General features: G+C 62.2%; 25 protein-coding genes. 8 read left to right on the top strand and 17 right to left on the bottom strand.

Annotated features, from left to right (window positions below):
* Positions 1-10: 10 nt before the first annotated feature.
* The gene (locus NKK47_RS08065; protein WP_352576008.1) at positions 11-817 is read right to left on the bottom strand and encodes a phosphodiester glycosidase family protein; all 807 of its coding nucleotides are present in this window, start codon (positions 815-817) and stop codon (positions 11-13) included.
* A 163-nt stretch (positions 818-980) separates the two neighbouring features.
* On the opposite strand from NKK47_RS08065, the gene grxD reads away from it, so the two are divergent.
* Together grxD and NKK47_RS08055 are read left to right on the top strand one after the other, a co-directional pair.
* Positions 981-1,316 carry a Grx4 family monothiol glutaredoxin gene (gene grxD / locus NKK47_RS08060; protein ID WP_023674712.1) on the top strand — a complete coding sequence of 112 codons (336 nt, stop codon included), beginning with the start codon at positions 981-983 and terminating at the stop codon, positions 1,314-1,316.
* 207 nt (positions 1,317-1,523) lie between these two features.
* The gene (locus NKK47_RS08055) at positions 1,524-2,723 is read left to right on the top strand and encodes a multidrug effflux MFS transporter (RefSeq protein ID WP_502904981.1); all 1,200 of its coding nucleotides are present in this window, start codon (positions 1,524-1,526) and stop codon (positions 2,721-2,723) included.
* Positions 2,724-2,741: 18 nt separating this feature from the next.
* Here the strand turns inward: NKK47_RS08055 and NKK47_RS35185 are convergent, their stop codons facing one another.
* The 4 genes from NKK47_RS35185 to rpsD form a co-directional block, all read right to left on the bottom strand.
* Positions 2,742-3,149, bottom strand: coding sequence for a UCP034077 family protein (locus tag NKK47_RS35185; RefSeq protein ID WP_352646825.1), 408 nt, complete (start codon positions 3,147-3,149; stop codon positions 2,742-2,744).
* A gap of 49 nt (positions 3,150-3,198) precedes the next feature.
* Positions 3,199-4,026: an inositol monophosphatase family protein gene (locus NKK47_RS08045; RefSeq protein ID WP_352576004.1), complete on the bottom strand. Its 828-nt coding sequence runs from the start codon at positions 4,024-4,026 to the stop codon at positions 3,199-3,201.
* Positions 4,016-4,897 (bottom strand): tRNA 2-thiocytidine(32) synthetase TtcA, encoded by an 882-nt coding sequence (ttcA, locus tag NKK47_RS08040; RefSeq protein ID WP_352576057.1) that lies wholly within the window; start codon positions 4,895-4,897, stop codon positions 4,016-4,018. The genes NKK47_RS08045 and ttcA overlap by 11 nt, the downstream gene beginning before the upstream one ends.
* 159 nt (positions 4,898-5,056) lie before the next feature.
* Entirely contained in the window at positions 5,057-5,674 is a 618-nt protein-coding gene (rpsD, locus tag NKK47_RS08035; RefSeq protein WP_023717376.1) for a 30S ribosomal protein S4, read from the bottom strand.
* 380 nt (positions 5,675-6,054) lie between these two features.
* Between rpsD and NKK47_RS08030 the strand changes: the two genes are divergently transcribed.
* A complete protein-coding gene (locus NKK47_RS08030; RefSeq protein WP_023674706.1) occupies positions 6,055-6,267 on the top strand; it encodes a hypothetical protein in 213 nt (70 codons plus the stop codon).
* Between the two features lie 90 nt (positions 6,268-6,357).
* Here NKK47_RS08030 and NKK47_RS08025 read toward each other — a convergent pair whose 3' ends face one another.
* The 4 genes from NKK47_RS08025 to NKK47_RS08010 form a co-directional block, all read right to left on the bottom strand.
* Entirely contained in the window at positions 6,358-6,546 is a 189-nt protein-coding gene (locus NKK47_RS08025; RefSeq protein ID WP_023674705.1) for a DUF3008 family protein, read from the bottom strand.
* Positions 6,547-6,622: 76 nt separating this feature from the next.
* On the bottom strand, positions 6,623-7,435 hold the full coding sequence (murI, locus tag NKK47_RS08020) for a glutamate racemase (RefSeq protein ID WP_352576002.1): 813 nt from the start codon (positions 7,433-7,435) through the stop codon (positions 6,623-6,625).
* Positions 7,436-7,886: 451 nt separating this feature from the next.
* The gene (locus NKK47_RS08015) at positions 7,887-8,234 is read right to left on the bottom strand and encodes a hypothetical protein (RefSeq protein WP_352576000.1); all 348 of its coding nucleotides are present in this window, start codon (positions 8,232-8,234) and stop codon (positions 7,887-7,889) included.
* Between the two features lie 80 nt (positions 8,235-8,314).
* Complete coding sequence (locus NKK47_RS08010; protein ID WP_352575998.1) at positions 8,315-9,181, bottom strand: RNA methyltransferase; 867 nt, start codon at positions 9,179-9,181, stop codon at positions 8,315-8,317.
* A 206-nt stretch (positions 9,182-9,387) separates the two neighbouring features.
* Here NKK47_RS08010 and NKK47_RS08005 point away from each other — a divergent pair, with 206 nt between their 5' ends.
* Both NKK47_RS08005 and NKK47_RS08000 read left to right on the top strand, forming a co-directional pair.
* Positions 9,388-10,599 (top strand): NADP-dependent isocitrate dehydrogenase, encoded by a 1,212-nt coding sequence (locus NKK47_RS08005; protein ID WP_096445278.1) that lies wholly within the window; start codon positions 9,388-9,390, stop codon positions 10,597-10,599.
* A gap of 11 nt (positions 10,600-10,610) precedes the next feature.
* Complete coding sequence (locus tag NKK47_RS08000) at positions 10,611-11,237, top strand: glutathione S-transferase family protein (protein ID WP_352575996.1); 627 nt, start codon at positions 10,611-10,613, stop codon at positions 11,235-11,237.
* A 98-nt stretch (positions 11,238-11,335) separates the two neighbouring features.
* On the opposite strand, the gene NKK47_RS07995 is transcribed toward NKK47_RS08000, so the two are convergent.
* The 3 genes from NKK47_RS07995 to recA form a co-directional block, all read right to left on the bottom strand.
* Positions 11,336-12,130: a PhzF family phenazine biosynthesis protein gene (locus tag NKK47_RS07995; RefSeq protein WP_352575994.1), complete on the bottom strand. Its 795-nt coding sequence runs from the start codon at positions 12,128-12,130 to the stop codon at positions 11,336-11,338.
* 64 nt (positions 12,131-12,194) lie between these two features.
* Positions 12,195-14,861, bottom strand: coding sequence for an alanine--tRNA ligase (alaS, locus tag NKK47_RS07990; protein WP_352576056.1), 2,667 nt, complete (start codon positions 14,859-14,861; stop codon positions 12,195-12,197).
* A 259-nt stretch (positions 14,862-15,120) separates the two neighbouring features.
* Positions 15,121-16,218: a recombinase RecA gene (recA, locus tag NKK47_RS07985; RefSeq protein ID WP_023674696.1), complete on the bottom strand. Its 1,098-nt coding sequence runs from the start codon at positions 16,216-16,218 to the stop codon at positions 15,121-15,123.
* A gap of 277 nt (positions 16,219-16,495) precedes the next feature.
* Here recA and NKK47_RS07980 point away from each other — a divergent pair, with 277 nt between their 5' ends.
* Positions 16,496-17,419, top strand: a complete 924-nt coding sequence (locus NKK47_RS07980) for a PfkB family carbohydrate kinase (protein WP_352575992.1) — start codon at positions 16,496-16,498, stop codon at positions 17,417-17,419.
* A 34-nt stretch (positions 17,420-17,453) separates the two neighbouring features.
* Here the strand turns inward: NKK47_RS07980 and NKK47_RS07975 are convergent, their stop codons facing one another.
* Positions 17,454-17,777, bottom strand: a complete 324-nt coding sequence (locus NKK47_RS07975) for a TfoX/Sxy family protein (RefSeq protein WP_023717364.1) — start codon at positions 17,775-17,777, stop codon at positions 17,454-17,456.
* Between the two features lie 90 nt (positions 17,778-17,867).
* On the opposite strand from NKK47_RS07975, the gene NKK47_RS07970 reads away from it, so the two are divergent.
* Positions 17,868-18,365 (top strand): GFA family protein, encoded by a 498-nt coding sequence (locus tag NKK47_RS07970; protein ID WP_352449380.1) that lies wholly within the window; start codon positions 17,868-17,870, stop codon positions 18,363-18,365.
* A gap of 162 nt (positions 18,366-18,527) precedes the next feature.
* Here the strand turns inward: NKK47_RS07970 and sufA are convergent, their stop codons facing one another.
* The gene (gene sufA, locus NKK47_RS07965) at positions 18,528-18,908 is read right to left on the bottom strand and encodes a Fe-S cluster assembly scaffold SufA (RefSeq protein WP_287303494.1); all 381 of its coding nucleotides are present in this window, start codon (positions 18,906-18,908) and stop codon (positions 18,528-18,530) included.
* A 130-nt stretch (positions 18,909-19,038) separates the two neighbouring features.
* On the opposite strand from sufA, the gene NKK47_RS07960 reads away from it, so the two are divergent.
* Positions 19,039-19,575, top strand: coding sequence for an STM3941 family protein (locus NKK47_RS07960; RefSeq protein ID WP_352575990.1), 537 nt, complete (start codon positions 19,039-19,041; stop codon positions 19,573-19,575).
* Positions 19,576-19,577: 2 nt separating this feature from the next.
* Here NKK47_RS07960 and NKK47_RS07955 read toward each other — a convergent pair whose 3' ends face one another.
* From NKK47_RS07955 to sufD, 3 genes are all read right to left on the bottom strand, one after another.
* Complete coding sequence (locus tag NKK47_RS07955; protein WP_352575988.1) at positions 19,578-19,973, bottom strand: SUF system Fe-S cluster assembly protein; 396 nt, start codon at positions 19,971-19,973, stop codon at positions 19,578-19,580.
* A 5-nt stretch (positions 19,974-19,978) separates the two neighbouring features.
* Positions 19,979-21,220: a cysteine desulfurase gene (locus NKK47_RS07950; protein WP_352575986.1), complete on the bottom strand. Its 1,242-nt coding sequence runs from the start codon at positions 21,218-21,220 to the stop codon at positions 19,979-19,981.
* 191 nt (positions 21,221-21,411) lie between these two features.
* Entirely contained in the window at positions 21,412-22,680 is a 1,269-nt protein-coding gene (gene sufD, locus NKK47_RS07945) for a Fe-S cluster assembly protein SufD (protein WP_352575984.1), read from the bottom strand.
* Positions 22,681-22,697: the final 17 nt, after the last annotated feature.

Genomic DNA, 22,697 nt, shown 5'->3' with positions numbered 1-22,697 from the left:
TCTCTTGCAGTTACCGGCTCGCAAGCTTCTTACCGGTCACGGCAATGATCGGCCCCGCCGGATACTTTCCACCCACAATCATCCGCTCGCCGTTCGACAGCGCCGAAACGACCCCGTCGAAGAAAAGCGCGTTGGGACAATCGAGCGCATCCCGGAATAGCCGTGCGAAGCTGCCGAGGCTGACTTCAGAGCGTGAGATCGCCAGCACGACCGTATTTTCGTCACGCACGCCGACGCCATTGCGGATATAGCGTGATGTGCCGTTCTGCTCGAAGCGGGGATGAAGCCGGCCGTCTATCACCAGCATCGGGCCGGATTGCGTGGCAAACATCACGTCCAGTCTGGTCGCAGCATAGGCGCTTGTCTCCATGACCGCCGCCTTGCCGTCCTTGCGGACCAGGAATACGCCATTCGGTTTCAGGAAGAAATTGCCTCCGCTGCCGGCGACGTTGATCGGCGCCTTCTCCCGGCCGTCTTCAACGAGAAGGCCGACTGGGGTCAGGTCTTGGTGGTACATGCCGGCGTTCATGGCGAGCAGCACCGTCCGGCCCTGATCCGCCATCGCCTTGTCGAATTTGTCCAGTGAACCGAAAGCCTTGCCGTCGAGGCCTGCGTGGAACACACCGACGTCATAGCGGCGCAGATCGATCTCGCAGGCGACATAGGCGACCGCCTCGAAGCTCGCATCGCGGCACGGCGCTGGCAATGCACCGCCGACAACGAGGGGTGGTTGTCTCGGCGACCTGGCCCACCAAATCAAGGCCAGTGCGGCGAGCAGAACGGCGAGGAGGAACCCGGCGAGATATCGTCTTTTCATCGCGCCTCGGGAAAGATGGTGGCCAACGCTCTTGGCCCAAGATCAGACGTTCCTTTGCGCCATTTGCATGGCAAGGCGGCAAACATCTTGTTTCGCGCAACCCATGGGTTTATTTGAAGGGTAATGTTCGAGCCTGACTCCCACAGGCATGAAAGGGTATTCCATGAGCGGCATCAACGACTACATCGACAATGAAGTGAAGGGCAACGACGTCGTTCTCTTCATGAAGGGCACGCCCGGCTTCCCGCAATGCGGATTTTCCGGCCAGGTCGTGCAGATCCTCGACTATATCGGCGCCGACTATAAGGGCGTCGACGTGCTGACGTCGGCCGAACTGCGGCAAGGCATCAAGGACTATTCCAACTGGCCGACCATCCCGCAGCTCTACGTCAAGGGCGAATTCGTCGGCGGCTGCGACATCATCCGCGAGATGTTCCAGGCGGGCGAATTGCAGACCTTCCTCGTCGAAAAGGGCGTCAGCGTCAAAGGCGCCGCCTGACTTCTGTTTCTGCGTATGACCTTCCGCCTGCGATTTTCGGGGGTCATGCGCTAAGCGCCGGGGCAGCCCCCACCTTGGCAAAAAGTTCTGCCCGCTATCGGGCAATCAACGAATGGATGCGTCGGCCAGCCGGCGCATTTTCGTTTGAGGATCGGACTGGCCGTGGATCAGCAAGCACAAGCGCAGCAAAAGGCAAGCACCTTGCCTATTCCGCGCTGGGAATTCATTGCGCTGTGCGCGGCGCTGATGGCGCTCAATTCGCTGGCCATCGACATTATTTTGCCGGCGCTGCAGCAGATCGGCGCTTCGCTTGGAGTCGAAAATGAAAACCACCGGCAATATGTTGTCACCGCCTATATCCTTGGCTTTGGCGGCGGACAGCTGTTCTTCGGGCCGATCTCGGACCGCTTCGGGCGCCGCGCGCCGCTTGTCGCAGGGCTGGTGATCTACGTCCTGGCGGCCGGCGCTGCGGCAATCGCCCCGTCATTCACCACGCTTCTGCTATGCCGGGCCGTGCAAGGCATCGGCGCGGCGGCGACGCGCGTCATTGCCGTCTCGATCGTGCGCGATACGTTCGACGGAAGGCGCATGGCCGAAGTCATGTCCTTGATCTTCATGGTGTTCATGGCCATTCCGGTGGTGGCGCCCGGTATCGGCCAGTTCATCATGCTGTTTGCGACCTGGCATGTGATCTTCGTCACCATGGCAGCCGGCGCGCTGATCGTGTCCGCCTGGTCGCTGCTGCGCCTGCCCGAGACACTACACCCCGAATATCGCCGGCCGCTGACGTTGTCCTCCATCATCGGCGGCTTCCGCATCGTTCTCACCAACCGCATCGCGCTCTGCTACGCCTTCGCCAGCACCTTCATCTTCGGCGCCATGTTCGGCTTCATCGCCTCGGCCCAGCAGATCTATGTCAGCGTGTTCAATGTCGGCGAGATGTTCCCCGTCATCTTCGCGGGGGTTGCCGGCGTACTTGCTTTTTCGAACTACCTCAACTCGCGCCTCGTCGGCCGCATCGGCATGCGCCGTCTGTCGCAAAGCGCGCTGCTGCTGTTTCTGGCCATCAGCCTTGCCTGGCTGGTCGTTTCCATCGAAATAAAGATGCCGCTCTGGCTCTTCATTACCTTCTTTGCCTGCGCCATGGTCCCGTTCGGCGCGCTGGGCGCGAACTTCAACGCGCTCGCTATGGAGCCGCTGGGGCACCTGGCCGGCACTGCGTCGTCGATCCTTGGGTTCATGCAGACATTTCTTGGCGGCATTCTCGGCACGCTGATCGGCCAAGCCTTCAACGGCACGGTGACGCCGCTGGCCGCCGGGTTCTGCAGCGTGTCGGTGGCGGCGCTGCTGATGATCCTGCTGGCCGAGCGCGGCAGACTGTTCCAGCCGCATAACCCGCCGGTTTAATGCCCATTGCGCGTGCGCCTAGGATGCACCCTCACTGACCGCGGTGAAGCGAGGGAACAGCGTACGTCCTGCGATTGCTCCACCCATACTGTCCGAAACGGGCAGTGGAAGAGCCTTGTCGAGCGCCTCGAGGACGGAAGCCACGAAGGCCCGGTTGAGCGGACCATCGTCCCCTAGATGTGAGTAGGTGGCGCGCGGCTTGCCGATAAGCGTGCCGTTTCGGCGAATTGAGAACTGCAGCGTCAGGGTCATGCCCGCGCTTCCGCGCGGCGGCTTCCAACAGGCGAAGATCGCGGAGAACATCTCGTCTATGGTGTCGACGGAGTCGGGACTGCGACATGCGCGTTCCCCAGCTCTTGTTTCATGGACACCGGCAACCAAGGCAAGGGCAAAGGCCGTTGCAACAATTGCGGACCGAGGTTTCATTCGAGATCTCCGGTTTCGCACAAGATTGGACAACTTTGGCAGCAAAGAGCTATTCCGCCCAGAGCTCACGGCGCAGCTCCCGCCAGCTCTCCCGGTCCGGTGCGACCAGCAGGCCACCCCCGACATGCGACGGCAGATAGGCGCTGCCGTCGAAGCGCGCGGCATGGCCGCCGGCCTCCGCATGGATCAGCACGCCGGCCAAGTGGTCCCAAGGCATCAGCTTGTTGTAGACGACGAAATGGCCGTGGCCGCTGGCCAGCAGGCGGTATTCATGGGCGGCGCAGCGATAATTGAACTGCGATAGCGACTTGGTCTGGTTGCGCGCCAAACGTGAGCGGTCCGGCTCGGGCACATAGTGCCATGAGACCGCACCGGTCATTTCCGACATCGGCGCCGGTTTGGCGACATGGACCTTTTCCAGATCGCCATGGGCATGGCGGATATGGCTGCCGGCGCCACTAACGCCGATCAGCCAATCCTTGCCGACGGGATCGTGAATGATGCCGGCGACCGTCTCGCCCTTGATCACGACGCCAAGCATGACGCCGAACAGCGGCACGCCGGAGGCGAAGTTGAAGGTGCCGTCGACCGGGTCGATGACGAAGGCGAGTTCGGCATCGCCGAGACCGTCGAGCAGCGTCGGGTCGTCGGAGCAGGCCTCCTCGCCGACGATCATTGCGTGGGGATAACGCTGGCGCAGCCTGGCGGTGATGAGCCGTTCGGCATTGACGTCGGCCTCGGTGACGAGATCGGCGGCCGAGGTCTTGCGACGGACGTCGCCCTCGCTCAACCGGCGAAAGCGTGGCATGATCTCGGCGACGGCGGCTTCCGACAGAAGGTCGGCAAGCCAGTCGATCGCGCTATCGTCAAATGTCATCGGGACGCCTGGTGGTGAGGGTTTCGTTGAGGGCGGCGAAATCGAACAGCTTCCTGTCGAGCAGATGCGAACGCCGCACATTGGTCATGGCGTGGATCATCGTGTCCTTGCGGCCGGGCATGCGCTTCTCGATGTCGTCGAGCAGCGCCTTCATGGCGTTGCGCTGCAGGCCTTCCTGGCTACCGCACAGATCGCACGGAATGATCGGGAATTTCATGGCGCCGGCGAATTTCTCGAGATCGGCTTCCGCACAATAGGCGAGCGGCCGCAGCACCATGACATCGCCTTCGTCATTGAGCAGCTTCGGCGGCATGGCGGCCAGGCGCCCGCCATGGAACAGGTTCATGAAGAAGGTTTCCAGTATGTCCTCGCGGTGGTGGCCGAGCAGCAGCGCCGAGCAGCCCTCCTCGCGGGCAATGCGATAGAGATGGCCGCGCCGTAGCCGCGAGCACAGCGAGCAATAGGTGCTGCCCTCGGCCAGCTTGTCGGTGACCACCGAATAGGTGTCCTGATATTCGATGCGATGCGGAATGGCATATCTATCGAGATAATCGGGCAATATGTGCTTGGGAAAGTTCGGCTGGCCCTGGTCGAGATTGCAGGCTAACAGCTCGACCGGCAGCAGCCCGCGCCATTTGAGATCGAGCAGAACGGCAAGCAGGCCGTAGGAATCCTTGCCGCCCGACAGAGCGACCAGCCAACGGTCGCCGGGCCTCACCATGGAGAAATCGTCGATCGCCTGGCGGGCAAGCCGCAACAGCCGTTTGCGCAGCTTGTTGAACTCGACGGAGGACGGCACATCGGCAAACAGAGGATGAAAGCCGCCTTCGGCGTCGGCGACCGGTTCGAGCGTTTCGGCGTCTGGCTGCATGTTCACGGCGCGTCGGCCCCAAGATCCTGTTGCCGCCCGCAGTAGCGCATCGGACCGAAAATCGAAATCGATTTCGGAATCACGCCGCGGAAAAGGAACGAAAAAAGAAAAGGCCGCCTCGACGGGCGGCCTTCGATTGTATCGCGACGAACGCGACGATCAGCGCGAATAGAATTCGACGACCAAGTTCGGTTCCATCTGCACGGCAAACGGAACGTCCGCCAGGCCGGGGATGCGCGTGAAGGCCGCGGTCATCTTGTTGTGATCGGCTTCAATATAATCGGGCACGTCGCGCTCGGCCAGGCCCACCGATTCCAGCACAATGACCAGCTGCTTCGACTTCTCGCGCACTTCGATGACATCGCCCGGCTTGCAGCGGTACGAGCCGATGTTGACGCGCTTGCCGTTGACGTTGACGTGGCCATGATTGACGAACTGGCGCGCCGCAAAGATGGTCGGCACGAACTTGGCGCGGTAGACGACTGCGTCGAGGCGCGATTCGAGCAGGCCGATCAGGTTCTCCGAGGTGTCGCCCTTGCGGCGGTCCGCCTCTTCATAGACCTTGCGGAACTGCTTTTCCGAAACGTCGCCATAGTGGCCCTTCAGCTTCTGCTTGGCGCGCAGCTGCAGGCCGAAATCGGAAAGCTTGCCCTTGCGGCGCTGGCCGTGCTGGCCGGGGCCGTATTCACGCTTGTTGACCGGGGACTTCGGGCGGCCCCAGATGTTTTCGCCAAGACGGCGGTCGATCTTGTACTTCGCGGATTCGCGCTTGCTCATCGCATTCCCTTTCAAAACAATGCACCCGGAACCTCATGGTCCGGGTGAAGGAAACGCGCCCTCCTCTGGCCTCCGTTTTCGAGACCTGACAGGGTTTTCCACGCAACGCGACGGAAAACCCACGGGACACGTCATTTCAAACAAGACATAAGGAAAGTAAAACCGGCTTCCCAAACGTCTTGCACACATAAAGAAAACCACCGGGCATTGCGGCCCGGTGTTGGTGGGCTGGTTAAACGGAGATTTAACCGCTGTCAAGCTTCTGGCTGGCGCGAATCGCCGAACCGGATAGTGTTGCGGTTGTAGAATGTGCCGGATGTGGCGGGAGGTTGCGCCAGCGGCATCAGGAAGGGACTGAAGTCAGAGGAGCTGGAATTCGCATGAAGAAGTTCTTCCTTACGTTGGTAGGCGCCGCGGTGATGGCCGGCACGATGGCGGTCGCGCCCGAGCCGGCGCAGGCCCGGCATTGGCATGGGCACAGGCATCACCAGGTCTGCCGCATCGTGGTCAAGAAGAAGGTGGTGTGGCGCCACGGTCATCGCAAGGTCATCCGCTACAAAGTGCGGCGCTGCGGGTGGGGCTGGAACTGGTAATTTTCGTCCTCGCCCGTTGAGACTTCATGGCCCGCGGCTCAGCCGCGGGCCTTTTATTGACCGGCATCCGCCGTCAGAATGGCCAGTCGATCAGTGTTTCGACTTCTTTTCCGGCAGGCCCTTGCGCTTGGTCTCGGCGAATTCCTCGAGCTGTTTTTCGCTCATGGATTTATACATTCCCTTCGACGCGCCTTTGAGCGCGCCCTTCTTGGTCTCGCCGCGCTTGGCTGACAATGCCGCGCCGGCCGCTTTCTGCTGGGCTTTTGAGGTGGCTGGCATGATGGTTTCTCCCGTTTCCGATGAGAGGAAAACGCATTGTCTGGTGTGATGTTCCCAAAGCGAAAATTGCTTGCGGTCAGGATACCGCCAAGCCAAAACCCTGCATCAGCCGGCGCGTCGGAAAATCGGCGCTGTTCGAGGTGAAGAATGCAAGGTCGGCGCCTTCGGGCAGTGCCTCTCTACGATAACAGGCCTCGGTATCGGCGAGCAGCGACAGCGCGCGGCGTGCGATCGCCTCGGCCGGGTCGAGCCAGTCGACCGGCCAAGGTGCTGTCTTGCGCATGCGGTTGGCCAAAAACGGATAATGGGTGCAGGCAAGCACGACGATGTCGGTGCGCAGCCCGTCATGCTCAACGAAGCACGGCGCGATCTCGGCGCGCACGGCGTCCTCGTCGACAAAACCATCGCGCATATAGGCTTCGGCCAATCCAGCCAGCCTGTCGCTGCCGACCAGGCGGACATGGCATTTCTGCGCCCATTTGCTGATCAGGTCGCGCGTGTACTGGCGCTTGACGGTGCCGGGCGTAGCCAGCACCGAAACCAGGCCTGAGCGCGTGCGTTCCGCCGCCGGCTTGATGGCCGGCACGGTGCCGACGAAAGGATGGCCGGGAAACCTCTCGCGCAAGGCATCGATGACCAGTGTCGAGGCGGTGTTGCAGGCGATGACCGAAATGGCCGGCGAAAACCGGTCGAGCAGCCTGGCGAATAACTCCAAGATATGTGTTCTCAGCGCCGGTTCCTCCCAGGCGCCGAAGGGGAACGCCGCGTCGTCGGCGACATAGACGAAGCGGCGGTCAGGCATCAGCACGCGCGCCTCACGCAGCACGGTGAGGCCGCCAATGCCGGAATCGAACATCAGGATCGGACGGGCGCTCGATGGATCGGTCATTGTCATTGAGTCACTAAGGGCTGGGAGTCACTAAGGGCTGGGAATCACAAACGAGATCACGAGGGAGGCCCGGCCCATGCTTTCTGCTTCGGCCAATGATGCTTTATCCCGGCCGCTTCTATGTGGAACCATCATGGCCTTGATGCGGCGAGCCGGTCACACAAGGCCGCGCTTGCCGAAGCCGCCGGGCCGCGGCCGGCCGTTCGCCGGAGATGCAGGTTGAGATGCAGGGTGGTTCGACGGCACCGGCGCGGCCCGCGTGGTGTAGGCTGGAGCCAGGGCCGTCGCGCCGGCGGCTGACGCTGAATGGAGCGCCGCGGCGCCGCGCGGCGGCCCGGGCGGGTCGAAATCGTCGAAACTCAGGGATGACGCCATATCCGCAGAGCCACCACCCGCCGGCTTGGCCGCCAAGATGACGGCCCACAGCCCGACAAGAGCTAATCCCAGCAGGTTAAGGCCGGAATGCGAATCTTCGCCGTCGAATTTTACGACAAGAACAGTGCCGGCCTGCAGAATCGCAAACAGGGTCGAGAACACGATATAGGACCAAAGGATCCAACCCGACCCTTGCGCGTCGCGGCTTCGACGCCAGGCGAAATTCGCGTAACAGAACGATCACCAGCGAGGCGACGAGAACGGCTGCGGCCAGCCCTTCCCTGGAAGGTCCGGGCTTCGAATTGGCCAAACCCTCGATGCCGATGGTCAGCACGACGCACAGCACAAAGGTCACGATTTCCGCAACCAGCAAGGCCGCGGAATAGAAGAAAAAGCGAAGACGCCCGATATTTGAATTGAACATCGAAAGGATCCATCGTTTTCCAGACAATGGATCACACCAAATAACATTCGGTTACTGGTGAGGTATGGGTCGTTCCGAGGCTAGTCTTTGTCTGTCGCCTTGCCAGCGCGCCGGGCCGCTGCCGGGAGCCGCCTTGGATCGTCGCCGGGCGATCCGTCGCCGCGCGGCATGGCCGGCGAGAACCTGTCCAGCGATGATATTATGCCGCGCAGCACCTTAAGCTCCGGCTCGGCAAAGCCGGCGCGGGTCAGCACTGCACGCAAATTGTCGACCATCTTCGGCTTCTTCGCTGCCGGGCGGAAATAGCCGCGCGCCTCCAGTGCACCTTCTAGATACGCAAACAGGCCGTGCAATTCTTCCTTGGCAGCCGGCGGCATTTCGGGGCCGGAGAAGTTGGTCCTGGTCTCGTCTTCCAGGCCGGACTTCATCCATTCATAGGACATCAGCAGGGCCGCCTGGGCGATGTTGAGCGAGGAGAAGGCTGGATCGACGGGGAAGGTGACGATCTCGTCGGCAAGGCCGACCTCGTCATTATAGAGGCCGAAGCGCTCGCGGCCGAACAGGATGCCGGTGCGCTGGCCGGCCCGCTGCCGCGCCCGCAGCGCCCTGCCCGCCTCGACCGGACCGCGCACCGGCTTGAAATTGTCGCGCGCGCGCGCCGTGGTGGCGAAGACGAAGTTCAAATCGGCAACCGCCGAGGCCAGGTCATCGAACACCTTGACGGCATCGATGACGTGGTCGGCGCGGCTTGCGGCGGCACGCGCCTTCTCGCTCGGCCAGCCGTCGCGCGGATTGACGAGCCGCAGCTCGGAAAGGCCGAAATTGGCCATGGCGCGTGCAACCATGCCGATATTCTCGCCGAGCTGCGGCTCGACCAGGATGATCGCCGGTCCGGACGCTGGAGTTCCGGAGGCAAGAGGGGTATCGGGATCCTGGGTAGCGGCCATGGTTGTCAGTGAACTGCTGTTTGCGGCATTTCGCAGTCCCCTGCCACATTTGGCGGCGAAAATGAAGCTTTCGCAAGGAATGCCGACACTACGGCGCGGTTCGCCGTTTGCGCGGCCAAAAAGCCTTTGATATACGGGCCGCATCCCAGGGCCGGCAGCCGTGCGGGCAAGGCCGTTCCGTTCCCCAAAAGCGAGGCATTCTTTCCATGGCGAAGATCAAGGTGGCGAACCCGGTCGTCGAACTCGACGGCGACGAGATGACCCGCATCATCTGGCAGTTCATCAAGGACAAGCTGATCCACCCTTATCTCGACCTCAAGCTCGAATATTACGACCTCGGCATCGAGCACCGCGACGCCACCAACGACCAGGTGACCATCGATTCGGCCAATGCCATCAAGAAATACGGCGTCGGCGTGAAATGCGCGACGATCACGCCCGACGAGCAGCGCGTCGAGGAATTCAAGCTGAAGAAGATGTGGAAGTCGCCGAACGGCACCATCCGCAACATCCTCGGCGGCACCATCTTTCGCGAGCCGATCATCATGAAGAACGTGCCGCGGCTGGTGCCCGGCTGGACCAAGCCGATCATCGTCGGCCGCCACGCCTTCGGCGACCAGTACCGCGCCACCGACTTCCGCTTTCCCGGCAAGGGCAAGCTGACGATCAAATTCGTCGGCGAGGACGGCCAGGTGATCGAGCACGATGTGTTCGACGCACCCGGCGCCGGCGTCGCCATGGCCATGTACAATCTCGACGAATCGATCCGCGAATTCGCCCGCGCCTCACTGAACTATGGGCTGCTGCGCAATTACCCCGTCTACCTGTCGACCAAGAACACCATCCTCAAAGCCTATGACGGACGCTTCAAGGACATCTTCCAGGAGGTCTACGAGGCGGAGTTCGAAGCAGAATTCAAAGCGAAGAAACTCTGGTACGAGCACCGGCTGATCGACGACATGGTGGCCTCCAGCCTGAAATGGTCGGGTGGCTATGTCTGGGCCTGCAAGAATTATGACGGCGACGTGCAGTCCGACACGGTGGCGCAAGGCTTCGGCTCGCTCGGCCTGATGACCTCGGTGCTGATGACGCCGGACGGCAAGACCGTCGAGGCGGAAGCCGCGCACGGCACCGTTACCCGCCACTATCGCCAGCACCAGAAGGGCGAGGAGACCTCGACCAATTCGATCGCCTCGATCTTCGCCTGGACGCGCGGCCTCGCGCATCGCGCCAAGCTCGACGACAATGCCGAACTGAAGCGCTTTGCCGAGACCCTGGAAAAGGTCTGTATCCAGACGGTCGAGTCCGGCTTCATGACCAAGGACCTGTCGCTGCTGATCGGCCCCGACCAGCCATGGCTTTCGACCACCGGCTTCCTCGACAAGATCGACGAGAATTTGCAGAAAGCGATGGCCTGAGCCCAACCGGCATGGGCAAGCCCGTCGTCTACGGCGCGGATTACAGCGTCTATGTGCGCATCGTGCGGCTGGTGCTGGAGGAAAAGGGCGTCGGCTACGAGCTCGTGCCCGTCGACATCTTTGCCGCGGACGGCATTCCCGGCTGGTATTTCGAGCACCAACCGTTCGGCCGCATCCCGGCCTTCGAGCATGACGGCTTTCGCCTCTACGAGACCGGCGCGATTGCCCGTTATGTCGACGAAGCCTTTGACGGCCCGGCGCTGCAGCCGGCCGGAGCCCGGCCTCGAGCACGCATGAACCAGATCACCGGCCTGCTCGACGCCTACGCCTACAGAACCATGGTCTGGGATGTCGCTGTCGAGCGGCTGGAAAAAACGCCGCCCGACGAAGCCGTGATCGCCAACGGGTTGCGGCAGGCAAGAACGGCACTGCAGGCGCTCTCCTCGCTGAAAGCCGAAGGGCCTTGGCTGTTGGGAACGGACCTGACGCTGGCCGACCTGCACGCCGCACCGATCATCGGCTATTTCGTCAAGGTCGCCGACGGGCGAAAACTGCTGGCCGAGTTTGCCGATATTCGGGATTGGTATGCGCGCATCACTCAACGCGCGAGTTTTGCGAAAACCGAAAAGGCAGGGTGACAAAGATACGAGAGGCCGAGGGACAGCACCCCCCTCTGTCCTGCCGAGGCTGGCGACAAATTCTCCCAGATCCTTGCCTTCTCTGCCTCGCAAGCCGCTCAATCGGGAAGGTAGATCTCCGCCTTCATAAAGGTCTTCGCACGGCCTGTGATCAGCACGCGATCTCCGGCCAGTTTGCATAGCAAATGCCCGCCGCGCTGCGAGCATTGGAATGCCGACAGATGAGTCTTGCCGAGTTTTTCAGACCAATAAGGCACCAGCGTCGCATGAATGGAGCCGGTTACCGGATCCTCGGGAATGCCCGCCCCGGGCACGAAGTAACGGGAGACGAAATCGTGGGCTCGCCCAGGCGCGGTAATAACCAGGCCGAGAGGATGAAAACGTCCGATCCTGAGCAGATCGGGAACGAAAGATCGCACGGTTGTCTCGTCGGCAAGCTCGACAAACAGGTTCTCGAAATTGCGGAAGCTCGCAACCGGCCGCTGAGGCAATATCGCTTGTAGCGCCGAGTTCAGCTCTTCCTCGACGGGCTGCGGCGGAAAACACGGCAGATCGAGCTGATAGCCCCCTTCCCACCGGGAAACCCGCAGCTCGCCGACCCGGGTGGCGAAGGCCATTTCGCCCTGACCATTGTATTCCGTAGCCAGCACATGGGCTGCCGCAAGAGTGGCGTGGCCGCAGAAGTCGACTTCATGGACCGGCGTGAACCAGCGCAAATCCCAACCTTTGCCATTCGACCGCACAAACGCGGTTTCAGCAAGATTGTTTTCGTTGGCGATGGCCTGCATTACCTGCTCCGACAGCCATTCCTCTAAAAGGAGAACGGCGGCAGGGTTACCCTGGAAGGCCCGTTCGGCAAAGGCATCGACCTGATACATCGTCAGCGTCGGCATATCGGCCCTCAAAGATATCCGCTGGGCGGCGCGCCATTTCGGCCGTGCCGCCCCCGGTGCTGGTTCACGCCGCTTCGAGAGCCGCCTTCACCGCAGCGATCGCGTCTTCGGCCTTCGAGGCGTCCGGGCCCCCGGCCTGAGCCATATCGGGTCGCCCGCCGCCGCCCTGCCCGCCTAATGCCGCGGACGCGACGCGCACCAGATCGATGGCGCTGAAGCGGCCGGTCAGATCATCGGTGACGGCGACGACGACGCTTGCCTTGTTGTCCTCGCCGGCGCCGACAAAGACGACGATGCCGGAGCCGAGCGACTTCTTGCCGGCATCGGCCAACGGCTTAAGATCCTTTGGCGAGACGCCCGATACCGCCTTGCCGAGAAAACCGACACCGGCAATGGTTTCGTTTTCCGCCGGCACACCGGCTGGCGAGCGATCGCCCAGCGCCAGCTTCTTGCGCGCCTCGGTCAGCTCCTTTTCGAGCTTCTTGCGTTCGTCGAGCAGCGCCTCGACGCGGGCCGGCACATCGGCCGGCGAAATCTTCAACGCGGCGGCGGCCGCCTTCAACCGCTTGTCCTGTTCGTCGAGATGCTTTCTGGCCGCCTCGCCGGTCAACGCCTCGATGCGGCGTACGCCGGCAGCGACCGCGCTGTCGGACACGATGCGCACCAGGCCGATATCGCCGGTCGCCCTGACATGGGTACCGCCGCATAGCTCGACCGAATAGGGCCGGTTGGCCTTGGCGCCATGCAAGCCCGTGCCCATCGAAACGACGCGCACTTCATCGCCATATTTCTCGCCAAACAGCGCCATGGCGCCTTCGGCAATGGCGTCGTCGACAGACATCAGCCGCGTGGTTACAGGGCCGTTCTGAACGGCGATCTCGTTTGCCATGCGCTCGACCTCTTCGAGCTCGTCCGGCGAGATCGGCTTGTTGTGCGAAATGTCGAAGCGCAGACGCTCGGGCGCGACCAGCGAGCCCTTCTGCGCCACATGGGTACCCAGCACCTCGCGCAGCGCCTCATGGATCAGATGCGTGGCGGAATGGTTCGCGCGCAGCCTGGAGCGACGCGCGTGGTCCACCTTCAGCTCGACGGTCGCGCCTGTCTTGACCGTGCCGTTAGCCACCTTGCCGAGATGGACGAAAAGCCCATCGGCCTTCTTCTGGGTATCGGATATTTCGATCGAGAACCCGTCGCCTGAAATGACGCCGGTATCGCCCATCTGGCCACCGGACTCGCCATAGAACGGCGTCTGGTTGACAACCACGGCAACGGCGTCGCCTTTGCCGGCACTGTCGACGGTCTTGCCGTCCCTGACCAGCGCCTGAATGAGGCCTTCCGCCTGCTCGGTCTCATAGCCGAGGAACTCGGTGGCGCCGGCGTTCTCGCGCACCGGAAACCATACCGTCTCGGTCGCCACGTCGCCGGAGCCGGCCCAGCTTTTGCGCGCCTCCGCTTTCTGCCGCTCCGTCGCCTCGGTGAAGCCGGCAAGGTTGACCGAGATGTTGCGCTGGCGCAGCGCGTCCTGCGTCAGATCGAGCGGAAAGCCATAGGTGTCGTAGAGCTTGAACGCTGTCTCGCCATCCAGCATGTCGCCGGAGGCCAGCTTTTCCGTCGCCTCCGAAAGCAAGCCCAAGCCGCGCACCAGCGTCTTGCGGAAACGAGTTTCCTCAAGCTTCAGCGTTTCGGTGATCATCTGTTCGCCGCGCACCAGTTCCGGGTAGGCTTGGCCCATCTCGCGGACCAGTGCCGGCACCAGGCGCCACATCAGCGGATCGCGGGCGCCGAGCAACTGCGCGTGGCGCATGGCGCGGCGCATGATGCGACGAAGCACGTAGCCGCGGCCTTCGTTGGACGGCAGCACGCCGTCGGCGACCAGGAAGCAGGACGAACGCAGGTGATCGGCGATGACGCGCAACGATGCGACGGCGTCCGCATCCGGACCTTTGCCAAGCGCCGACGACGCAGCGTCGATCAGGTGGCGGAACAGGTCGGTTTCGAAGACGCTTTCAACCCCTTGCAGGATGGATGCCATGCGCTCGAGGCCCATGCCTGTGTCGATCGACGGACGCGGCAGGTCGACGCGCTCGTCCTTCGTCACCTGTTCGTACTGCATGAACACCAGGTTCCAGAATTCAAGGAAACGGTCGCCATCCTCCTCGGGGCTGCCGGGACGGCCGCCCCAGATATGCTCGCCACGGTCGATGAATATCTCCGAACACGGCCCGCAAGGTCCAGTGTCGCCCATTGCCCAGAAATTGTCCGAAGTCGCGATGCGGATGATGCGATCGTCCGAAAGGCCGGCGATCTTCTTCCAGTACGAGGCCGCCTCGTCGTCGGTGTGGTAGACGGTGACCAGCAGCTTGTCCTTCTTCAGCCCGAACTCCCTGGTGATCAGGTTCCAAGCAAGCTCTATGGCCCGCTCCTTGAAATAGTCGCCGAAGGAGAAATTGCCGAGCATCTCGAAGAAGGTCAGGTGGCGCGCGGTGTAGCCGACATTGTCGAGGTCGTTGTGCTTGCCGCCGGCGCGAACACTCTTCTGGGCAGTCGTGGCGCGCGAATACGGCCGCTTCTCCAGACCGGTGAAAACGTTCTTGAACTGCACCATGCCGGCATTGGTGAACATCAGCGTCGGGTCGTTGCGCGGCACCAGCTGGCTTGACGCGACGACCTCGTGACCTTCCTTGCGAAAATAGTCGAGAAATGCCGACCGGATCTCGTTGACGCCACTCATGAATACTGCCTTTTCGAGAGAACCGCCGGCTGCCGGCGGAAAATAGACATGGCCTTTTAGCGGTCGCACCGCAGCCTGTCCAGAAACACCAAATGGGCTCAAATCCCGGCTTTCACCAGCGCCTTGAAATGCGTCTGCCTCGCCGTCAAACGCGAACCGCCGGCCCAGGGCCGGCGGTTCGAAACGCATCGATTACGCAAACTCAAAATCAAAACATCAAATCGAAACCTGGCTGAGGCTCAGCGAGGCGTCGCTTGCCCTACATCACCCCAGCGTCGTCCTCGAAACCGTCGTCGCTGCTTTCGGAGCCGCCGTTCTCAAGGAATTTCTCAGCGATCAGCCCGGCATTCTGCCGTAGCGCCAGCTCGATCTCGCGCGCCGTGTCGGGATTGTCGCGCAGGAACAGTTTTGCGTTTTCGCGGCCCTGGCCAAGACGCTGCGAATTGTAGGAGAACCAGGCGCCCGACTTTTCGACCACGCCCGCCTTGACGCCGAGATCGACCAGCTCGCCGGTCTTGGAGACGCCCTCGCCATACATGATGTCGAACTCGACCACCTTGAAGGGCGGCGCCAGCTTGTTCTTGACGACCTTGACGCGGGTCTGGTTGCCGACGACCTCGTCGCGATCCTTGACCGAGCCGATGCGGCGGATGTCGAGGCGGACCGAGGCATAGAATTTCAGCGCATTGCCGCCGGTCGTCGTCTCGGGCGAACCGAACATGACGCCGATCTTCATGCGGATCTGGTTGATGAAGATGACCATGGTGTTGGAGCGCGAGATCGAGGCGGTCAGCTTGCGCAGCGCCTGGCTCATCAGGCGGGCCTGCAGGCCGGGCAGCGAATCGCCCATCTCGCCTTCGATTTCCGCCCGCGGCGTCAACGCCGCCACCGAATCGACCACCAGCACGTCGATGGCGCCGGAGCGCACCAGCGTGTCGCAGATCTCCAGCGCCTGCTCGCCGGTATCGGGCTGCGAGATCAAAAGGTTTTCGAGATCGACGCCGAGCTTGCGGGCATAGACCGGGTCGAGCGCGTGCTCGGCATCGACGAAGGCGCAGATGCCGCCCTTCTTCTGGGCTTCGGCCACCGTGTGCAGCGCCAGCGTCGTCTTGCCCGAGCTTTCCGGCCCGTAGATCTCGACGATGCGGCCGCGCGGCAGGCCGCCGACGCCAAGCGCGATGTCCAGTCCAAGCGAGCCGGTCGGCACCGTTTCGATCTCGACGACCTGCTCGTTCGCGCCGAGCCGCATGATCGAGCCCTTGCCGAAGGCACGCTCGATTTGCGACAGCGCCGCATCCAGAGCCTTTGATTTGTCCACCGCTTTGTCCTCTACAAGCCGCAAAGAATTCTGAGCCATGATACATCACCCCGTGGTCGTCAATGGAGGCCGGACAATCCCGCAATCCTTAAAAGAATGTACCTCATTTGTTCTCATTTGTCAATGAGCACCAAGGGTTTGAAAAATAACGCATATCCCTATTTGTTCTATTTTTGTTTCGCAATTATTGCTTCCGATGTGTCTCGCCTCGCATGCGGCGCCGTTGCCGTCACCAACCGAATCGGACCCGCGATTGCAGGGTTCCGCCCGGCGACCTAGTCTCCCCCGGGCAACAGCTAAAGGGCATTTTGACGGCATGATCAAATCCCCGACGATCCTGGCCGTGGGCGGCGCCTATATCGAGCGGCGCGGCCGGGTTGCCGGCGCCTTCGTGCCGGCCGCTTCCAACCCCGGCACGATGCGCGAGCATGTCGGCGGTGCCGTCTTCAACGCCTTGCGCTGTGCGGTGCGACGCGGCGCCTCGGCCTCGCTGCTTTCGGTGCGCGGCGGCGATGCCCTTGGCGACACGGTTTTACGCGCCGTCACCGAGGCCGGCATTGCCGACCTGTCGGCGGTGTTCCTCGACCGAGCAACGCCAAGCCATACGATGCTGATCGATAGCGACGGCGGGCTGATCGCCGGCCTTGCCGACATGGTGCTCTACGAGCTGGCGCTTCCCAAGCAGATCCGCCGCGCCAAGGTGCGGGAAGCGATCGGTTCGGCCGACGCGGTGCTGTGCGACGCCAACCTGCCGTCGACCGCGCTGGGGCGGCTGGCGGCACTCGCCGCCGACAAGCCGGTGTTTGCGCTTGCGGTCTCGCCCAATAAGGCGGCGCGGCTGATGCCGGTGCTCGACCGTCTGGCGCTGGCCTTCATGAACCGGCAGGAGGCCGGCGTGCTCGCCGGCGTCCAAATCGATCAAGGCATCGTCGACGGCCTGAGACGCGCCGGGCTGAAAAGCGGCGTGATCACCGCCGGCGACGAACCAGTGCTCGGTTTCGACGAATTGAGCGCGTTCTCGATCTCGCCACCGCCGCTACAAAAGCGGACCGATGCTGCCGGCGCCGGCGACGCATTGGCCGGTGCGACGATCGCCGCCCTGCTGCGCGGCCTGCAGCTGCGCGCAGCGCTGCGGGAAGGCGTTGCCGCAGCTATGCTCGTCGTCGAGCGCGCCGCCTTCACCAGCGCCAGCTTTGCCGAGGCGCTGGCGCTTGTGCCCGAAGCGCGGGACCTGGCGTGAAGTGCGGCCCGGAATTGCCGAAACATGACGCAGCCTATTTTCCGGCGCGCCGTCCTGCCTCGTAGGCGCGGCGCGCCCAGATCGCCATCTCGTCGGGATCGTCGAAGGCGCTGTCGGGAACGCTCCAATAGGGCATCGACACGAGCTTGCCGTGGCGCGAGCCGGTATAGGTCCATTGCCGGCAGCCGGCCGCTTCGAAATCCGGGGCGCTTTCGGCGTCGGCCTTCAGCATCAATTCGCCACGGATGACGATGGCGACGATGACGCCGTCGAAATAGATGCCCTTGCCGCCGAACAGCTTGCGGATGCTGACCGGGCCGAGGCCTTCGAAAAGCTCTTCTATGCGCTCGTTGTCCATGCGGCGATCATGTCACCCGGATTTCCCCTTGTCATCGACGCAACCGGCACCATCCTGACAAGTTCGGAATCAGTTTCATCGGAGTTTCTCATGCCGCTTCTGCTCAAAGGGTCCTGCCGGTGCAATGCCGTGCGTTTCGAGGTGGAAAGCCATACGCCGGTGCCCTTCATGCTGTGCTACTGCTCGATCTGCCGCAAGCAGCAGGGCGGTGGCGGTTTTGCCATCAATCTCGGCGCCGATTACGAGACGCTGAAAATCCAGGGCAAGCGCCATCTCGGCGTCTACCGCGCCGAGATCGAGGACGACGAGCACCCGCAACGCGAGATCTCGACGGGCGAGCGGAACTTCTGCACGAAATGCGGGACGGCACTCTGGCTCTACGACCCAACCTGGCCGGAGCTGGTGCATCCGTTTGCCTCGGCTGTCGACACAGACCTGCCGAAGCCGCCGGAGAAGGTGCATCTGATGCTGAAATACAAGGCGAACTGGGTCGAGCCGGATATCGGCAAGGGCGACAAGGTTTTCGATGTCTACCCGGAGGAGTCGATCGCAGACTGGCACAAGCGAACGGGGATGTGGGTGGATTAGCTTCGGCAGTCCCCCTCATCCGGCCCTTCGGGCCACCTTCTCCCCGCTGGGAGAAGAGACTGGCTCAACCGTTCGCGACCTCTTCTCCCCTCGGGGAGAAGGTGGCCGCGAAGCGGCCGGATGAGGGGGTCTCGCGAAATCCTACTAAGGAAAAGAAAATTCTCAGGCCGAAGCGCGTGCTTCGGCCAGTGCCTTCAGATCGGCCGGCTTCAATTCGACCGATTCGCCGCAGCCGCAGGCCGAGCTCTGGTTCGGATTGCGGAAGGTGAATCCGGTGCGCAGCGTCGTCTGCTCGAAATCCATCTCGGTGCCGAACAGGAAAAGGGCCGCCTCCGGCGCGACATAGACGTGGGCGCCGTCACGCTCGATATGATCGTCCTTGGTGTTCGGCTCGGTCACCAGATCGACCGTATATTCCATGCCGGCGCAGCCGCCCTTCTTGATGCCAAGGCGAATGCCATGCGCATTCTCACGGGCCGCGACAATCTCGCGCACCCGGTCGGCGGCCTTTTCGGTCATGGTGATGACGGCAAAGCGTCCCATATCGTTCTCCACTTTCACGCGGGTTCAAGGCCTGCGGATCATTCTCGCCTAAGATGGTGAAGTTTTCTGCTCACTGCAACCAATTTGGATGTAATTTCAGTTGGCGACAATCGAACTATGGCGAAACTGAATGCCGCTTGACACCAATCGAACAGTTGAATTTCGGTCATCTCCTGCTCGGCTCAGCCTGGTTGCCGCTTTATCGGTGGCAATGGCAACTTTAGGCATTGCACTTGGATGGCGCCTAGTGCCGAATATCGCTCCAGGTAGCTTCAAGCAATTTCTCGGTTGGATAACGGCCATATCGTTCACCGGCACTTTTGTGATCGCTGTGGTGCGTCTTTTCGATTTGAAACGGCCGACGCTAGTTTTGTCGCCTAAGGGCTTTTGGGACGTCCGCCTGTCAGCAGAGTTCATTCCATGGAGTGTCGTCAAGCACATTTCTGAGCGGAGTTACCGGCGACGAAAGTTCCTTTTGGTAGAAGTCCTAGAGAGCGTCTGGCAGAGCCCGTCTTTGACCAAAATGGCGCGCTGGAGTCGGGGTCCCAATAGAGCGATGGGTCTAGACGCAATGTGTATTGGCACGGGAGACCTCGACGTCAAGTTTGACGAGCTGTTCTCAGCGATCACGGCTTATGCCCAAACATACGGCGCCAAGGTCGACTAAGTTCAATACCACCCAACCGCCACCTGCGCCTCTTCCGACATGCGGTCGGGCGACCAGGGCGGGTCGAAGGTCATGTTGACCTCGACGCCGGAGACGCCTTCGACGGCGCCGACGGCGTTTTCGACCCAGCCCGGCATTTCGCCAGCCACCGGGCAGCCCGGCGCGGTCAGCGTCATGTCGATCTTGACCGAGCGGTCGTCCTCGATGTCGATCTTGTAGACGAGGCCGAGCTCGTAGATGTCGGCCGGGATTTCCGGGTCGTAGACCGTCTTCAGCGCCGACACGATGTCGTCGGTCAGCCGCGCCAATTCGTCGGCGGGAATCGCCGATCCGGAAACCACCGCATTGGTCGTCGTTTCCAGTGCCGTGCTTTCGGCGGTGTGGCTGGTATCATCCATGATCGTCACCCGAAGAATTTTCGCGCTTTTTCCAGCGCATCGGCCAAAGCATCGACTTCGGCCCTGGTATTATACATGCCGAACGACGCCCTGCATGTGGATGTTACGCCGAAGCGTTTCAACAGCGGCTGGGCGCAATGCGTGCCGGCGCGGACCGCCACTCCCTGCCGGTCGATGACCATCGACACGTCATGGGCGTGGATGCCCTGCAGCTCGAACGAGATGATGGCGCCCTTGCCGGGCGCATCGCCGAAGATGCGCAGCGAGTTGATGGCGCGCAGTTTTTGATGCGCATAATCCTTCAGATCGGCCTCGTGCGCGGCGATACGCTCGCGTCCGATCTTTTCCATGTATTCCAGCGCCGCACCAAGCCCGATCGCCTGCACGATCGGCGGCGTGCCGGCCTCGAAACGGTGCGGCGGATCGTTGTAGGTGACGATGTCTTGCGTTACCTCCTCGATCATCTCGCCGCCGCCCATGAACGGGCGCATCCGCTCCAGAATATCCTTCTTGCCGTAGAGCACGCCGATGCCCGACGGGCCATAGACCTTGTGGCCGGTGAAGACGAAGAAATCGCAGTCGAGGTCCTGCACGTCGATCGGCATGTGCACGGCGCTCTGGCTGCCGTCGACCAGCACCGGAATGCCGCGCGCGTGGGCGATGCGCACGATCTCCTTGATCGGCGTCACCGTGCCCAGTGCATTCGACATGTGGGTGATGGCGACGAGCCTAGTACGGTCGGTCAGCCGCTTCTCGAATTCCTCGATATGGAAGACGCCGAGATCGTCGACCGGCACCCAGACCAGCTTGGCGCCCTGCCGCTCGCGGATGAAATGCCACGGCACGATGTTGGAATGATGCTCCATGATCGAGAGCACGATCTCGTCGCCTTCGCCGATGTTCGGCATGCCGAAACCATAGGCGACCGTGTTGATCGCCGCCGTGGTGTTCGAGGTGAAGATGATGTTGTCGGTGCTCGGCGCATTCAGAAATCTCTGCACTATCTTGCGCGCGTTCTCATAGGCGTCGGTTGCGGCATTCGACAGGAAATGCAGGCCGCGATGGACGTTGGCATATTCCTGGGAATAGGCGTGCTGGATGGCGTCGAGCACGGCCTGCGGCTTCTGCGCCGAGGCGCCATTGTCGAGATAGACCAGCGGTTTGCCGTAGATTTGCCGCGACAGGATCGGGAAGTCGCGGCGGATCGCCTCGACGTCGTAGGGGATGTTTTCGACTTTCTGGTCCATCTCGAAGTCCTTGCCGCGCTGCCGCGTTCCTTCCAACACCCCTCATCCGTCTCGGCGCTTCGCGCCAATCCACCTTCTCCCACAAGGGGAGAAGGAGAGGCGCGTTTCCTTCTCCCCTTGTGGGAGAAGGTGGCCGAGCGAAGCTCGGTCGGATGAGGGGTGCTGGCCGAAGCGCCAGGCCCTCATCCACTTTATCCGTGCGCCACGAACCAGTTGTCGAGTCTCGCTTCCAGCGCCTCGACGATGGCCTCGTCGTCCAGTTCCTCGATCACTTCGGCGACGAAGGCCTTGACCAGCAGGCCGCGCGCGGTCTTCTCGTCGATGCCCCGTGCCATCAGGTAGAACAGATGGCTGTGGTCGATCTCGGTGACGGTCGCGCCATGGCCGCAGACGACGTCGTCGGCGAAGATTTCGAGCTCCGGCTTGGTCGAGAACTCGCCGTCGTCCGACAACAGCAGCGTGTTGCAGGCCATCTTGGCGTTGGTCTTCTGCGCATATTGGTGGACGTTGATGCGGCCCTGGAAGACGCCGCGCGCCTTGCCGGTCACCACGTTTCGGATGACTTCGGTCGATGCGGTATGCGGCACGGCGTGGTCGAGCACCATGGTGACGTCGGTATGGGTGTCGCCGGCGAGCAGATTGATGCCGCGCAGGGTGAATTCGGCGCCCTCGCCGGTCGTCTTCACAACGACCTCCTGGCGGACTAGCTTACCGCCGGCATTCATGACGAACAGCGTCAGTTTCGAATTCTTGCCGAGATGCGCCTTGAACTGGGCAAGGTGCGTCGCCGTATCCGGCTGCTCCTGCACGATGAGCCATGTCACCTCGGCGCCCTCGCCAAGCACAAGCTGGCTGACCGAACTGACCAGTGCCGCCCCCTCGCCCGCCTGGCGTTCGACAATGACAGCGTTGGCGCCGGCGCCGACACGGATGGCCAGCCGTACATGCGTCTGTCCACCGGCCTGCAAATTCTGCAATTCGACCGGCTTGTCCAGTTGGGCACCGTCGGCGATGTCGACGAAATAGCCGTCGGCGACAAAGGCGGTGTTGAGCGCGCCGATGGCATCGTCGCTGCCATAGGAATCCAGCCCCGGGGCGATGCTGCCGTCGGTCAGCTTCTCCGACAGGCGCTGCACGGCAACGCCTTCGATACCGGGCAGTTTCGTACTCGAAACGCCGTTCAGCACCGGCAAAACGCTGGAGCCTTCGACGATCGGCGCAATGGCTTTCGCAACCGCTGCCGGATCGAAGTCCGGCACCGAAGTCAGCAGCCGGCGCAGGTCCGTATAGTGCCAGGATTCGGTGCGCCGAGTCGGCAGGCCGCCCTTGATCGCCTCGATGGCGTCGTCGCGCTTCAGCATCACCGCGCCGTCGCCCGGCAGCAGCGACAGCCGCTCGCCAAAGGCGTCGATCAGCGCCGTTTCGGCCAATGTTCGCTGGGGTGTCGTGTGCATATTCATCAGTATCGCCTTATTTG

Origin of the sequence: Mesorhizobium sp. M0019, from assembly GCF_040323975.1 — a bacterium.
Classification (GTDB): domain Bacteria; phylum Pseudomonadota; class Alphaproteobacteria; order Rhizobiales; family Rhizobiaceae; genus Mesorhizobium.
The sequence above is the reverse complement of the archived record's forward strand: the minus strand, read 5'-3'. Positions and strand labels throughout refer to the sequence as shown.